Origin of the sequence: Curtobacterium sp. MCPF17_046, from assembly GCF_003224295.1 — a bacterium.
Classification (GTDB): domain Bacteria; phylum Actinomycetota; class Actinomycetes; order Actinomycetales; family Microbacteriaceae; genus Curtobacterium.
Genome location: NZ_QKLB01000001.1, coordinates 208,786 through 223,132, shown reverse-complemented (window position 1 = coordinate 223,132; position 14,347 = coordinate 208,786). Strand labels below are relative to the sequence as shown.

The window sequence follows — 14,347 nt, the reverse complement described above, 5'->3', positions numbered from 1 at the left end:
GAAGGGCCCCGCACCGTCAGGTGTGGGGCCCTTCCTCGCGTGCGCGTCCGCAGAGCAGGGAGCCGTCCCTGCGCGGCGGGACCGCCGTGCGCGTCCGCCTGGAGGCGCGGTGGCGGCCCTGCGGACCGGCACCGGGCCGCGCACCGCTCCGCACCGCACCGCACCGCACCACGGCAGACGAGAGCGGGGCCCGCGCCGTCGCCGGCACGGGCCCCGCTCGACCGCGGTCTGTTCAGCGCGCGGTCACCAGCGCGTCCGTCACACCGGCCGCGACGCTCGTGGCCGGTGCAGCGGCCGGGCTCGGTCGGCCGAGGGAGCGGACGGTCCAGCCCGCCCCGACCCACCGTGCGGCCGGGAGGCAGTTGCGCGCGTCGATCACGACCCGCTGACCGACGAGGGCGGCGAGGGCGACCGGGTCGGCCTCGACGACCTCGTCCCACTCCGTGAGGACGAGCACGAGGTCGGCGCCCTCGATCGCCTCCGTCATCGATCCGGCGTACGTGAGGGTCGGGAACGAGCGCCGCGCCGTCTCCATCGCCTCGGGGTCCCACAGCGTCACCTGGGCGCCGCGGAGGTGCAGCGCCGCCGCGACGTTGAGCGCCGGCGAGTCCCGGACGTCGTCGGTCATCGGCTTGAAGGCCGCTCCGACGACGGCGATCCGGCGGTTGAGCACCGATCCCCCGGCGGACTCGATCGCCATGTCGATGACCCGCTGGCGCTGGCCCATGTTGATCTCGTCGACCTGCTGCATGAGCCCGACGACCCGCCCGGCGCCGAGTTCGGCCGCGCGGTGCATGAGCGCCCGGATGTCCTTCGGCAGGCACCCGCCCCCGAATCCGAGACCGGCGTTGAGGAACTTCCGGCCGATGCGGGCGTCGTGCCCGAGGGCGTCCGCGAGCGTCGAGACGTCCGCGCCCGTGATCGCGCACATCTCGGAGATCGCGTTGATGAACGAGATCTTCGTCGCGAGGAACGCGTTCGCGCTCACCTTCACGAGCTCGGCGGTGGCGAGGTCGGTCGTGATGACCGGGGTCCCCTCGCTGATCGGGGCGGCGTACACCTCGCGGATCACCGCGTCCGCCGCCTCCGACGCACCGCCCCAGACCAAGCGGTCCGGGTGGAGCGTGTCCTCGACGGCCTTGCCCTCGCGCAGGAACTCGGGGTTCCAGACGAGTTCGGCGTCGATGCCGGCGGGCGTGAACTCGCTGACGATGCCGCGGAGGCGCGCTGCCGTCCCGACCGGGACCGTGGACTTGCCGACGATGAGCCCCGGGTGGGTGAGGTGCTCGGCGACACCGCGGGTGGCGGCCTCCACGTAGGACAGGTTCGCGGCGTGCGACCCGGCCTTCTGCGGTGTCCCGACGCAGACGAAGTGCACGTCGGCCGCAGCGACCGCTTCCGAGATCGAGGAGGTGAAGCGGAGCCGCCCGGTGGCGACGTGCTTCGTGATGAGTTCGGGCAGTCCGGGCTCGTAGAACGGCACCTGCCCGGCCGACAGGGCCGCGAGCTTCGCCGGGTCGACGTCCACGCCGATGGTCTCGAAGCCCATCTCGGCCATGGCGGCGGCGTGCGTGGCACCGAGGTAGCCGGTGCCGATGACGCTGATGACGGGAGCGGGGCGGGCGTGGTCCCGGGATGGCGATGTGGTCACTTCTTGACCTCCTGCAGGTCGTAGTCGATGTCGTTCCGGGCGATGCCGGCCGCGAAGGCCGCCATGCTGTCGGCCCGGGAGTTGAGTCGCCAGTCGTTCGTCGTGCGGGCACCGTCGACGATGGTGGTGGCGGTCTCGCTGAAGTACGCGAAGCCGATGACGTCGGCGTTCGCCGGGTCGGCGAGGGCGTCGAAGAGCGAGGTGATCCAGCGCGCCTTCTGGCCGTCCGTGACCGTGGCACCGGTCTCGGTCGCGCCGATCTCGCTGAGCAGGATTCGCTTCTCGGGCGCGATCTGCCGGAGCTGCTCGATGGTCTTCGCGAAGGTGGTGTCGAACGTCGGCGCCTCGGCCGCCTTCCGGTAGTAGCCGCTCATGCCGACCCAGTCGACGTAGTCGTCACCCGGGTAGTACGCCTTCAGGTAGTCGAGCGTCTGGTACTTCGGGTTGCCCAGGGCGTCGATCCGCGTCGGCGACCAGTTCCAGATGACGTAGTCGTTCGCGCCGGCACGGTCGAAGACGTCGTGCACGTGCTGCCACATCGCGACGAACGAACCCGGTGCGTTCTGCTGGACGGTGCCGTCGGCCCAGTTGTACCAGCTGCCGTTCATCTCGTGGTCGAGCCGGATGACGACGGGCTGGCCGTTCGCCACGAGGGCCTCCGCGTACTGCGTCAGGTAGCGGTCGAACGCCCCGCCGGTGACGTCGGCGTTCGTGTAGCCGGGCACGTACTTCTGGTCGTTGCCGGTCTTCAACGGACGGCTCTCCCAGGTGAGCATCGGGACGCGACCGTTCGTCCAGGAGCGCTGGACGGCGTCGGCGTTGAAGTCCTGGTCGAAGCCCTGGAAGTAGCCGACCATGTTCGTGGCGGTACCGACCTGCTGGGACACCTGGTCGTACTCCGCCCAGTTGAAGGGCGACTGCGCCGTGTACAGGCCGTACCAGCGGGACTGCTGTGCGAGCACCTCGGCCTTGGTCGGGACGTCGACGGGGACCGCGGGGTCCGGGTCCGTCGACGGGCCGTCCTTCCCGGGCACGACGGTCGGACCGCCGCCCTGCCCGGACGCTCCGGAGCCGGACCCCGACCCGGACCCGGACCCGGAGCTGCCGGCGTGGCCGCCGGAGGCCGACGTGCCGGAGGAGGACGAGCCTCCCGAGGAGTGGTCCGCTCCGGACGCCGACCGGGCGTGCGCGAGCTGCGACCGCAGGTCCGCGATCTGGCCCTTGAGCTGCGTGAGCTGGTCGCCGCGGGAGCCGGCCTGCGCCGTGGTGCTCTGCAGCTTGCCCTCGAGCTTCCAGATCCGCTCCTGGGCTGCGGTGAGCTTCGCTTCGAGCGCCTCGGCGTCCGCCGGTTGCTCCTGCTTGGTCGGGACGCCGAGCGCTCGGCTGACTGCCGAGGAGACCGGCCCGGAGGGCGAGATCCACACCGACCAGGTGATGAGCGAGAGGACGGCGACGATGGCCGCCATGCCGACGGCGGTGCGCTTGGCGTGTCGGGACGAGGGTGCCCACCAGGTGCCGGTGGAGCGAGGGAGATCAGACAATGAGGAACGCCTCCAGAGCGAAGACCGCGATCCCGATCACGTAGGGGATCGACGCGTAGGGGTTGAGACGACGGGGACGGGAGGGCTTCGGGGCGCGCTGTGCCTGTCGCTCCGTCGCGGTCGCGACGTCGCGGCGGGTGGCGAGGACGGTCGTGGTGGAGGCCGTGGTGGCGTCCGGACCGAAGATCTCGTCGAACGCGCGGTCGACGGCGGCCTGCTCGTCCGTCCCGCCGACCGGGGCGGACGGGTCGTGGTCGACCGGACTTCCCGGGACGGCCGCGGCCCGGGGCTGCGGCTGCGCCGGGTCCTCCTCGACCGGACCGCCGGCGTAGGCACCGGCACGGGTCCCCCAACCGCTCGCGTGAGCGAGGCGGAAGAACCCGATGAGGCGGATCGGCATGAGGAAGAACGTCGAGACGATGATGAACATCGGCAGGCGGAAGAAGTCGGAGGGCTTCTCGGCCAGGTGCCGCATCTGCCGGATCGCCATGCTCAGCACGCTCGAGACGACCATGAGCCCCGCCACGTAGACGAACCCCGTCGAGAAGCCGTACTGGTGCAGGATCCCCTCGTACAGGTTCTGACCCTGCCCGGTGAGCGCCCGGTAGACCCAGCCGGCGATCACGCCGAAGAGCATGAACGGCAGGATGATGTCCGTCAGGAAGAACAGGGCGAGGACCGGCGCGTGGCCGAGCATCCAGGGCAGCATCCGCAGCGTGTTGTACTGCGACCCACGGGCCCAGCGGAGCTGCTGCTTGAACAGCTTCTTCACCTGCAGCGGGGCGTCCGTGTACACGAGCGACGTGTACTGGTAGACGGTCCGGTAGCCCTCCTTGAGCGTCAGGTTCGTGAGCGTCCGGTCGTCGGACACCTCGAGGAAGACGCCCATGAACTCCTCGTGCATGAACTTGTCCATGACACGGACGAGGATGCTGCGGCGGAACGCGATCGTGCGACCGGGCAGGCAGCCGATCTGCCCGAGCACGCTCTGCGCGGGCATCGAGTACAGCGCGCGGGAGTTCTCGAGCCAGTCCGCCCAGCGGGTGATCCACGAGCGGGTCGGCTCGAGGATGCGCTGGCGGGTGGTGACGCCGCCGACCGACTCGTCCGCGAACGGCCGGAGGAGTTCGACGAGGGTGCCGGGCGTCCAGACGGTGTCGGAGTCGACGAGCACCGTGATGTCGCCGGTGGACATCTCGGTGCCGACCTTGACGGCGTTGCGCTTGCCGGGGATCGGCGTGTGGGTCCAGCGGACCAGCGGCGCGAACTCGTCGCAGACCGCTTCGAGTGCCTCGTTCCGGGCGCCGTTGATGACGACGATGATCTCGCCGGGACGCTGCTCGACCATGCGGCCGATGACGTCACGGAACAGGTCGAGCGGCTCGTCCACGACGGGGACGACCACGCTGGTCGTCCCGGTGTACGTGCCGGTGAAGGGGCGGTACCGGGCGGAGAGGACGACCTTGAGCAACCAGAGCAACCAGATCACCAGTGAGTACACGGTGAAGAGGTAGAACTCGGGGTGGCCGTCGACCATCTGCCGGATCTGGAGGATGAAGGTGAACATCGATCCCTGCTGCAACGTTCGAAGGGGAGATTCCGCGCCATCGGGAAATCGGGGGTCGGTTCGGGTGTCCTCATTCAGACAGAACGCAGACGCGCCGCGCAACGTGCCCCTCGGCCGGGGGTGACGGCGTTGTGCCCCGGGGTACACCGGCGTCCACTGCACGCCGGACAGGGCCGTGTCCGCACTGGTGCTGACAGCAGTTCCGTGGACCGGTCCCACGGCTCGCGGCCCGGCCGTCGACGGGGAGTCCGGCCGGGAGGCTTTGCACCAGCAGACGAGGAACCCCCGGTCAGCAGGCACATCGGCAGTGACCGCCGACAGCCGTTCCGGCGTGGGCCGCGCGTGTTCCGAAACCCTGGTCACGCGCTGACAGCGGGACCGCGGCTGAACCGAACGGGGTACGGTATTCCATCACTCGGGGTACGGCGGCGGCGTCGTGGAAATTGCGGAAGACAACTCGCGCTCCTCCGCCCGAACGGAGCACCCCGGGCGTGTCGCGCGGCCCGTCGAGTGTTCAGGTGCCGTAGAACTCGCGTTCGAACACCTGTCGCGCGCGACGCGTCACGGCGAGGTAGTCCTCCTCGAGCTGCGACGCCGAGCCCGGCGGGTACTCCAGCAGACGCGCGATCCCCTCGAGCTGCGTGCGTTCGACCGGCAGGACGTCGGTCGTGCGACCGGACCAGAGCACGAGCGCGCTCCTCGTGCGCGAGGCGAACCGCCAGGCGGCCGCGAGCTTCTCGGCGTCCTCCGCGGTGACCCAGCCGGCTTCCGTCGCAGCGTCGAGGGCCTCGAGCGTCGAGGTGGTCCGGAGCGACGGCTGCGCGCGCCCGTGCTGCAGCTGCAGGAGCTGCACGAACCACTCGACGTCGCTGAGGGAACCACGTCCGAGCTTGAGGTGCCGTGCGGGGTCGGCTCCGCGCGGCAGCCGCTCCGACTCGACGCGGGCCTTGATGCGCCGGACCTCACGGACCTCGCGCTCCTCGATCGACTCCGGGTACCGCGTGCGGTCGGCGAGGTGCTCGAAGTCCCGGAGGAGCTGCGGGTCCCCCACGGCACCGCGGGCCCGCAGCAGGGCCTGGGCCTCCCATGTGAGCGACCAGCGGGCGTAGTACGCGGCGTAGGAGTCGAACGAGCGCACGACCGGGCCGTTCCCGCCCTCCGGCCGCAGCCCGATGTCGAGCTCGAAGGGGTGCAGGGCGTCCTCGGTCAACCGGTTCAGTTCGCGCACGACCACCTGCGCCGCCCGCGACGCGACCTCGTTCGGCACCGTCTCGGACCGGTACACGAACAGGACGTCCGCGTCGGACCCGAACCCGAGCTCGCGGCCGCCGTACCGCCCCATCGCGATGACGCCGAACTCCAGGCCCTCCGGGGCGTCCCGACGGGCCAGGTCGAGTGCGCCGCTCAGCGTCGCCTCCGTCACGTCGCTCAGCGCAGGACCGAGCCCGTCGACGTCGAGGTGCCCGAGCACCGCCGCCATGCCCAGGCGCAGCGTCTCCCGCCGACGGACGCTGCGCAGGAGGGCCGCCGCCGTGTCCACGGCGTCGCCGTGACGGGCGGTCGTCGCTCCGGTCTCCGCGAGCAGGGCCGGCAGCGGTCGGGGGCGCAGCAGGGTCTCCGGTTCGTCGAGCCAGGCGACGGCCTCCGGGAAGCGCTCGAGCAGTCCCGACAGGAACGCCGACTCCGACAGCACCGTCGTGAGGCTGTGCGCGGCGCCCGAGGAGTCGCGGAGCATCCGGAGGAACCAGCTCGACTCCCCCAGGGTGTCGCTCAGTCGCCGGAAGGCCAGGAGGGCGCGGTCCGGTGCCGGTCCCTCCGCCATCCACCGCAGGAGCACCGGCAGCAGGTTTCGTTGGATGGCCGCACGGCGCGAGGTCCCCTGCGTCAGGGCACGGATGTGTGCGACGGCGCCGTCCGGGTCGAGGAACCCGATCGCGGTCAGGCGGTCGCGGACCTGTCCGCTCGTCAGGACGATCTCACCGTCGGTCGCCGCCACCGCCGAGAGCATCGGCCGGTAGAAGAGCCGCTCGTGCAGCCCCCGCACCTCGAGCTTCACCGATCGCCAGCGGTCCTGCAGCGCCGACGCCGAGGACGCCAGTCGCGTCGACCGGGCGAGCACGCGGAGTTCGTCCTCGTCGCTCGGCATGAGGTGCGTCCGCTGCAGCCGTCGGAGCTGGATGTGGTGCTCGAGCACCCGGAGCAGGGCGTAGTCCGGCCCGAACCGGGCCGCTTCGGGACGTCCGACGTAGCCCGCGGCCGCCAGGGCGTCCATGGCCTCGAGCGTCGACCGGACCCGCACGGACTCGTCGTCCCGGCCGTGCACGAGCTGGAGCAGCTGCACCGTGAACTCGACGTCGCGCAGGCCACCCGGGCCGAGCTTCAGCTGGCGGTCCACCTGACCGTCCGGGATGTGCGCGGTGACCCGCTCCCGCATCCGCTGAACGGACTCGACGAACCCGGGGCGCTTCGACGACTCCCACACGAAGGGCGCCACCGCGGCGACGTACCGCTCCCCCAGGTCGATCGACCCGGCGATCGCCCGCGCCTTGAGCAGCGCCTGGAACTCCCACCCCTTCGCCCACCGCTCGTAGTAGGCCACGTGGGACTCCAGCGTCCGGACGAGCGCGCCGTCCTTGCCCTCCGGGCGGAGGTTCGCGTCGACCTCCCACAGCGCGGGCTCCGCGGCGAGGTCGGTGATGACGTGCGTGGCCGCGATCGCGAGGCGGGTCGCGATGAGGACCGCGCGGTCGGTCCCGATCGACGGCGCGTCGTCGCCCTCCGCCGGCTCGGTCGGTTCGGTGACGTAGATGACGTCCACGTCGCTGACGTAGTTCAGCTCGCGGGCGCCCGCCTTGCCCATCGCGATGACCGCGAGGGGGGTCGCGGCGACCTCGGCGGCGGGGAACGGGACCTCGCGACGGGCCACGGCGACCGCGACGTCGAGCGCGGCGCCGGCCAGGTCGGCGAGCCCGGCTGCCACGGCCGGGAACGCCTCGGTCGGCACCGGGTGCAGGACGTCGAACAGGGCGATCTGGGCGAGGTGCCGGCGGTAGCGGACCCGGAGGCGGCGGCGCGCGGTCTCGCCCGAGCTGCCGTCGACGGCCTCGGTCAGGGAGGCCGTGTAGCGCTCCTGGGACTGCGGCGGGGTGACCGGGTCGAGCAGCAGCGTCAGTTCCTCCGGGCGTCGCTGCAGGAACTCGGCGAGGCCGATCGAGGAGCCGAGCAGCCGGACCAGACGCTCGGTGGCGGCCGGGTCGGCGAGGACGGGACGCAGCCGGTCCGGAACCGCCTCGACCAGACGCTCGATCGCGAGCAGGGCACCGTCCGGGTCCGCGGTGGCGGCCCAGACGGACTCGGCCTCCGCGATCGGGACACGGGGGTCCGACGCGGGGCGGGCCTCCAGGGCGGCGATCCGCTCGAGCGTGCCGGACAGGTCGGCGAAGCCGAGCCGCGCCAGCTGTGACCGCGACGTCGCCGTCCTGCCCGTCATCTCGCGAGTGCTCCCGTGGTGCGCTGCCGGTGGATCAGAGCATGCCGAGGTTCGTGTCCAGCTCGAACGGCGTCACCTGGTCGCGGTACCGCTTCCACTCCTGGCGCTTGTTCAGCAGGACGAAGTTGAAGACCTGCTCACCGAGGGTCTCGGCGACGAGCTCGGAGTCCTCCATGAGCGACAGTGCGTGGTCGAGGCTCGCCGGCAGCTGGCTGTAGCCGAGGGCCTTCCGCTCGGAGTCGGACAGGCTCCAGACGTTGTCCTCGGCCTCGGCGGGGAGCTCGTAGCCCTCCTCGATGCCCTTCAGGCCGGCGGCGAGCAGCAGCGAGTACGCCAGGTAGGGGTTCGCGGCGGAGTCGATGCCGCGGTACTCGACACGGGCGGACTGACCCTTGTTCGGCTTGTACAGCGGCACCCGGACGAGCGCCGAGCGGTTGTTGTGGCCCCAGGTGACGAAGGACGGGGCCTCGTCACCGCCCCAGAGCCGCTTGTACGAGTTCACGAACTGGTTCGTCACCGCGGTGATCTCCGGCGCGTGCCGGAGCACACCGGCGATGAACTGCTTGGCCGTCGGCGAGAGCTGGTACTCGCCGCCGGGCTCGTAGAACGCGTTCTGGTCGCCCTCGAAGAGCGAGACGTGCGTGTGCATGCCGGACCCGGGCTGACCGGACAGGGGCTTCGGCATGAAGGTCGCGTACACGCCCTGCTCGATCGCCACCTCCTTGACCACGGTGCGGAAGGTCATGATGTTGTCCGCCATGGTCAGCGCGTCGGCGTAGCGGAGGTCGATCTCGTTCTGCCCGGGACCGGCCTCGTGGTGGGAGAACTCCACCGAGATGCCGAGGTCCTCGAGCATGCGGACCGAGCGCCGACGGAAGTCGTGTGCGCTGCCGCCGGGGACGTTGTCGAAGTAACCCGCCTGGTCGACAGGCTGCGGGCCGCCGTCCTTCCAGTCACGGCTCTTCAGCAGGTAGAACTCGATCTCGGGGTGCGTGTAGAAGGTGAAGCCGCGGTCGCTCGCCTTCGCGAGGGTCCGCTTCAGGACGTTGCGCGGGTCGGCCACGGCGGGCTGCCCGTCCGGCGTCGTGATGTCGCAGAACATCCGCGCGGTGGGGTCGACCTCACCGCGCCACGGCAGGATCTGGAAGGTCGAGGGGTCCGGGTGCGCGAGCACGTCGGCCTCGTACGACCGGGTGAGCCCCTCGATCGCCGAACCGTCGAACCCGATGCCCTCGGCGAACGCACCCTCGACCTCGGCCGGTGCGATGGCGACCGACTTGAGCGTGCCGATCACGTCGGTGAACCAGAGTCGGATGAACTTGATCCCGCGCTCCTCGATGGTGCGGAGCACGAAGTCCGTCTGCTTGTCCATGCACGACCTTTCCGTGTTCGCCGGGCCGCGTCGCGGCTCGCCGGAGGCCGCATCGCGACCGTGCACACAGGCTAGTGCCCAGGCCGCTGGTCGTGGGCGGGACGCGCGCGGTCGACGTCCCGCGCGGCCGGTTGTCAGGGGTACCGACCAGTATCGGAGTGGTACCGATCCGCGAAGGAGCACCGTCATGGCCGTCCTCGACGCCACCGAAGTCCTCACCCAGACCCCCATGCCTGCGCCGGAGCCGCGCGGCCCGTTGAGCGCGGCCGTCCTCGACGCCCTGCTCTCCGGTGCGCCCGGGGAATCGCTGCCGACCACCGCGGCCGCCGCCGTCGCCGCCGCGTCCGACGTCCTGCACGACGACGACGTCCAGCTCGCGCTCTTCGTCCTGTACGAACTCCACCACGGCGGGGTCCACGGGGTCGACGACCGGCTGGAGTGGGACACGACGCTGCTCGCGACGCGCGCCGTGCTCGAGACGGCGCTCGAGTCCGCCGTGCGCGCCGTCGTCCCGGTACCGGAACGGCCGGAGGCCACGGCCGAGGCGGTGTCGGCAGCCCTCTTCGCCCTCACCGCCGCCGACAGCGGACCGAGTGTCTCCCGATGGGTGGCACGCAAGGCCGACCGTGAGCAGATCCGCGAGTTCCTCGTGCAGAAGACCGCGTACACGCTGAAGGAGGCCGACCCGCACAGCTGGGCCATCCCCCGTCTCTCCGGACGCGCGAAGGCCGCGCTCGTCGAGATCCAGTCGGACGAGTACGGCGGTGGACGGCCCAAGCGCATGCACTCGGCGATCTTCGCCCGGACGCTCCGGGCCGCCGGGCTCGACGACTCGTACGGTGCCTACGTCGACCACCTGCCGGCGATCACGCTCGGCGCGCTCAACATGATGACCATGTTCGGGCTGCACCGGCGCCTGCGCGGCGCGATCGTCGGACACCTCGCCGCGTTCGAGATGACGTCCTCGATCCCGAGCAAGCTCTACGGGGACGGGTTCCGCCGGAACGGGTTCGACGAGGACGCGACCTGGTACTTCGACGAGCACGTCGAGGCCGACGCCGTGCACGAGCAGATCGCCGGTCGCGACCTCGCCGGCGGGCTCGTGGAGGCCGACCCGACCCTCCTGGACGACGTCATGTTCGGCGCGGCGGCGTGCCTGACGGTCGAGGGGATGGCCGGCGCCCAGCTGCTCTCGAGCTGGGAGGCCGGGCGCAGCTCGCTCCGCCGTCCGCTCGACGACACCGCCGTCACGTCGGGCGGTGTCACGGTTGTCGCGTGAGCAGGCCGACGAGCCGTCGATCGTCGCCTACCCGGACGGGCCGTTCCTGCTCCGCGGGGACGTCGCGGTGCTCGGGCCGGACGGGCAGGAACTGCCCCGGCGCCGCCGCACCGTGGCGCTCTGCCGGTGCGGCAAGTCGGTGCTGAAGCCGTACTGCGACGGCACGCACAAGCTCATCGGCTTCCGCACCGAACCCGAGCTCCCGGCGGACGGCAGCGACAGCTCCGCCGAGTAGCGGGTCAGCCCTCGGCGTCGGCCGCGTCCGCGCGCTCGTTGTTCGCGCGGATGCGGTCGAGGGCGTGCGCGGCCTCGTCGCGGGTGGCGAACGGACCGATGTGGTGTCGGTTCGTCGACTTGAGGCCCTGTTCGACCTCGCCGGTCTTGTCGTTGTACCACCACTGGGACTCGATGCGTTCGTCGCTCATGAGCCCGACCGTACCCGCCGACCGCACGGCGCGGGCAGGCCGCTCCGGCCCGCCGCTAGAGTGGAGCGCATGCCCCGGGACGAACACGGACACCTGACCGCCGGCCGGATCTCCCCGCAGCGGCCGGTCCCGAAGGACATCGAGCGTCCCGAGTACGTCGGCAAGGTGGAACCGCACGAGCACGGCCTCGGCGACACGTACACGCCCGACGAGGTCGACCGCATCCGCACCGCCGGGCGCATCGCCTCGCAGGCCATCGACGCGGTGGGTGCCGCCATCCGCCCGGGTGTGACGACGGACGAGCTCGACCGGATCGGGCACGAGTTCGTCGTCGGCCACGGTGCCTACCCCTCCACGCTCGGCTACCGCGGCTTCCCGAAGTCGCTCTGCTCGTCCCTCAACGAGGTCATCTGCCACGGCATCCCGGACGACACGGTGCTGCAGGACGGCGACATCGTGAACATCGACATCACGGCGTACAAGGACGGCATGCACGGCGACACGAACCGCACCTTCGTGGTCGGCTCGGCGTCGCAGGAGGTCCAGGACCTCGTCACCCGGACCGAGGAGGCCCTGCGCCGCGGCATCCGCGCCGTCGCCCCCGGCCGGCAGGTGAACGTCATCGGCCGCGCCATCGAGTCGTACGCCAAGCGCTTCGGCTACGGCGTCGTCCGCGACTACACCGGTCACGGCGTCGGCCGGGCGTTCCACTCCGGGCTGATCATCCCGCACGTCGACGACGTCCGGTACGACACCGTCATCAAGCCCGGCATGGTCTTCACGATCGAACCCATGCTGACGCTGGGCGCGATCGACGCCGACATCTGGGACGACGACTGGACCGTGACCACGCGGGATCGGTCGTGGACCGCGCAGTTCGAGCACACGCTCGTCGTCACCGAACGCGGCGCCGAGCTCCTCACCGTCTCCTGACCGCACCACCCCTCAGCACGTCTAACGGAAGGCACCGTTCCTCATGACCTCACTCGCAGTCGGCGTCGACATCGGCGGTACAGGCATCAAGGGCGCGATCGTCGACACCGAGTCCGGCCAGCTCACGACCGACCGCATCAAGAAGGCGACGCCCGAGGGCGGGAAGCCGCAGGACATCGTCGACGTGGCCAAGTCGATCCTCGACGACCTGTCGCCGGCGTCGGACGTGGCCGTCGGTGTCTGCTTCCCGGCGATCGTGCGCGGCGGCAAGACCATGTCGGCGGCGAACGTGTCGAAGAAGTGGATCGGCTTCGAGGCCGAGGCGCTCTTCGAGAAGGAACTCGGTCGCTCGATCCACTTCGTCAACGACGCCGACGCCGCCGGGTTCGCCGAGCAGCAGTTCGGTGCCGCGAAGGGCCGTGACGGCCTCGTCATCGTGACCACCCTCGGCACCGGCATCGGCACCGCCCTCATCAACGACGGCGTGCTCATCGTCAACGCCGAACTCGGGCACCTCGAGATCGACGGCGTCGACTACGAGACGAAGGCGTCGTTCGCCGCCAAGGAGCGCGACGACCTGTCGTGGAAGCACTGGGCGAAGCGGCTGCAGAAGTACTACTCGCGCCTCGAGGCCCTGCTCTCCCCCGAGCTGTTCGTCGTCGGCGGCGGGGTGTCGAAGCAGCACGAGGAGTTCCTGCCGTTGCTCGACCTGCAGGCCGAGATCATCCCGGCGACGCTCCGGAACAACGCCGGCATCATCGGCGCCGCGACCCTGGCCGCGCGCAGCAACGGCTGAACTCGTCGGAGCGGACGGGTCGCCGATCGTCCTGCACTGCACGGTCGCGTCTGCCCCGTCGGACGCGACCAGCGAACGGGTCGCCGATCGTCCTGCACTGCACGGTCGCGTCTGCCCGTAGGATGGGATGAGCGAACGGGTCGGTGAGACGGTCGCGTCACTCCCCCGGGAGTGCCGAGGAACGTCCGGGCTCCACAGAGCAGGGCGGTGGGTAACACCCACCCGGAGCAATCCGCGAGACAGTGCCACAGAAAGCAGACCGCCGGCGGCGACGTCGGTAAGGGTGAAACGGTGGTGTAAGAGACCACCAGGGGTCCGGGTGACCGGATCCGCTCGGTAAACCTCGCCCGGAGCAAGGTCAGACAGAGGACGTCGAGGCTGCTCGCCGAGTCCTCGGGTGGACCGCTGGAGGCCGACGGCAACGTCGGTCCGAGAGAGATGGCCGTCACCGCGGCGGAAGTCGCGGGACAGAACCCGGCGTACGGCCGGCCCGTTCGCCTCGATCCACACAGCACGGCCCCCGACACCGCGAGGTGTCGGGGGCCGTCGTCGTCGACTCAGAGGCCGGACTCCGCCGTCCGCACGAGGATCGCGTCGCTGTCCGGGCAGAGCACGACGTCGTCCGGTGCCGCTGCTCGGATCGCCGCCAGGTCGGAGTTCGTCAGCGTCACCCCGGACGCCGTCGAGACGCCGCCCTGCAGGAGCGACGCGCCGAACCCGTACCGCGCACGCTGCCGCTCGTAGAGGGCGAGGAGGTCTGCCGGGACCGCAGCAGCCACGTCCGCCCGCGCCTGCACGGCCGCGACGCGGTCCTTCTCGAACCGGGCGATGCCGTCGTCGCGGACGCCCATGAGCCGTCCACGCTCGCCGTCGAGCTCAGCGAGTTGCGCTTCGACGTCGCCGACCCGTGCGCGGAGGCGGTCGAGCGTCTCCATGACCTCGAGCTCCTGCGTCTCGAGGTCACCGATGCGCCGGGTCAGCGAGTCGAGTTCGTTCTGCAGCCCGGCGGCGTCCTTCGCGTTGCCGACGTTCTGGAGCAGGGTCGTGTCCCGCTCGACACGGGCCTGTGCGGTCGCGGTGTCGGACTCGAGCCGGGCGAGGTCGCGTTCGGCGTCCTCGACCTCGCCGACGGCGACGACGAGCTGCGCGCGGAGGGCCGCGGCGCGGGTGCCGAGTTCGGTGAGGTGCTCGCCCTTCTGCAGGGAGCTGATCCGGTGCGCCAGACGCGTGATGTCGTTGTCGAGTCGCTGCAGGTCGAGCAGGGTGGCCTGGTCCTCGGGTGCTGCCTTCATG

The 14,347-nt window shown here is 71.0% G+C and carries 11 protein-coding genes and 1 other RNA gene; 5 read left to right on the top strand and 7 right to left on the bottom strand.

The genetic code is table 11. The features are described 5' to 3' along the window. Window positions 1–232: 232 nt before the first annotated feature. The 5 genes from DEJ32_RS01000 to glnA form a co-directional block, all read right to left on the bottom strand. Complete coding sequence (locus DEJ32_RS01000) at window positions 233–1,651, bottom strand: UDP-glucose/GDP-mannose dehydrogenase family protein (RefSeq protein ID WP_110900028.1); 1,419 nt, start codon at window positions 1,649–1,651, stop codon at window positions 233–235. After that, complete coding sequence (locus tag DEJ32_RS00995) at window positions 1,648–3,192, bottom strand: glycoside hydrolase family 26 protein (RefSeq protein ID WP_146234047.1); 1,545 nt, start codon at window positions 3,190–3,192, stop codon at window positions 1,648–1,650. Before DEJ32_RS00995 ends, DEJ32_RS01000 begins: the two co-directional genes overlap by 4 nt. Next, window positions 3,185–4,759: a glycosyltransferase family 2 protein gene (locus DEJ32_RS00990; RefSeq protein WP_110825430.1), complete on the bottom strand. Its 1,575-nt coding sequence runs from the start codon at window positions 4,757–4,759 to the stop codon at window positions 3,185–3,187. Before DEJ32_RS00990 ends, DEJ32_RS00995 begins: the two co-directional genes overlap by 8 nt. Before the next feature lie 514 nt (window positions 4,760–5,273). Then, window positions 5,274–8,249 carry a bifunctional [glutamine synthetase] adenylyltransferase/[glutamine synthetase]-adenylyl-L-tyrosine phosphorylase gene (locus DEJ32_RS00985; protein ID WP_110900026.1) on the bottom strand — a complete coding sequence of 992 codons (2,976 nt, stop codon included), beginning with the start codon at window positions 8,247–8,249 and terminating at the stop codon, window positions 5,274–5,276. A gap of 34 nt (window positions 8,250–8,283) precedes the next feature. After that, the gene (glnA, locus tag DEJ32_RS00980) at window positions 8,284–9,621 is read right to left on the bottom strand and encodes a type I glutamate--ammonia ligase (RefSeq protein WP_110889700.1); all 1,338 of its coding nucleotides are present in this window, start codon (window positions 9,619–9,621) and stop codon (window positions 8,284–8,286) included. Window positions 9,622–9,808: 187 nt separating this feature from the next. Here glnA and DEJ32_RS00975 point away from each other — a divergent pair, with 187 nt between their 5' ends. Further along, window positions 9,809–10,900, top strand: a complete 1,092-nt coding sequence (locus DEJ32_RS00975; RefSeq protein WP_258368860.1) for an iron-containing redox enzyme family protein — start codon at window positions 9,809–9,811, stop codon at window positions 10,898–10,900. After that, window positions 10,881–11,135 (top strand): CDGSH iron-sulfur domain-containing protein, encoded by a 255-nt coding sequence (locus DEJ32_RS00970; RefSeq protein WP_258368858.1) that lies wholly within the window; start codon window positions 10,881–10,883, stop codon window positions 11,133–11,135. Before DEJ32_RS00975 ends, DEJ32_RS00970 begins: the two co-directional genes overlap by 20 nt. Window positions 11,136–11,139: 4 nt before the next feature. On the opposite strand, the gene DEJ32_RS00965 is transcribed toward DEJ32_RS00970, so the two are convergent. Continuing rightward, window positions 11,140–11,325: an SPOR domain-containing protein gene (locus tag DEJ32_RS00965; protein WP_110825426.1), complete on the bottom strand. Its 186-nt coding sequence runs from the start codon at window positions 11,323–11,325 to the stop codon at window positions 11,140–11,142. 69 nt (window positions 11,326–11,394) lie between these two features. On the opposite strand from DEJ32_RS00965, the gene map reads away from it, so the two are divergent. From map to rnpB, 3 genes are all read left to right on the top strand, one after another. Continuing rightward, window positions 11,395–12,258 (top strand): type I methionyl aminopeptidase, encoded by an 864-nt coding sequence (gene map, locus DEJ32_RS00960; RefSeq protein ID WP_110900024.1) that lies wholly within the window; start codon window positions 11,395–11,397, stop codon window positions 12,256–12,258. A gap of 43 nt (window positions 12,259–12,301) precedes the next feature. After that, window positions 12,302–13,054 carry a polyphosphate--glucose phosphotransferase gene (gene ppgK / locus DEJ32_RS00955; RefSeq protein WP_110825424.1) on the top strand — a complete coding sequence of 251 codons (753 nt, stop codon included), beginning with the start codon at window positions 12,302–12,304 and terminating at the stop codon, window positions 13,052–13,054. A gap of 135 nt (window positions 13,055–13,189) precedes the next feature. Further along, window positions 13,190–13,552: RNase P RNA component class A (gene rnpB / locus DEJ32_RS00950), an RNA gene on the top strand. 59 nt (window positions 13,553–13,611) lie between these two features. On the opposite strand, the gene DEJ32_RS00945 is transcribed toward rnpB, so the two are convergent. Further along, window positions 13,612–14,346 carry a zinc ribbon domain-containing protein gene (locus tag DEJ32_RS00945; RefSeq protein WP_110900023.1) on the bottom strand — a complete coding sequence of 245 codons (735 nt, stop codon included), beginning with the start codon at window positions 14,344–14,346 and terminating at the stop codon, window positions 13,612–13,614. Window position 14,347 lies beyond the last annotated feature (1 nt).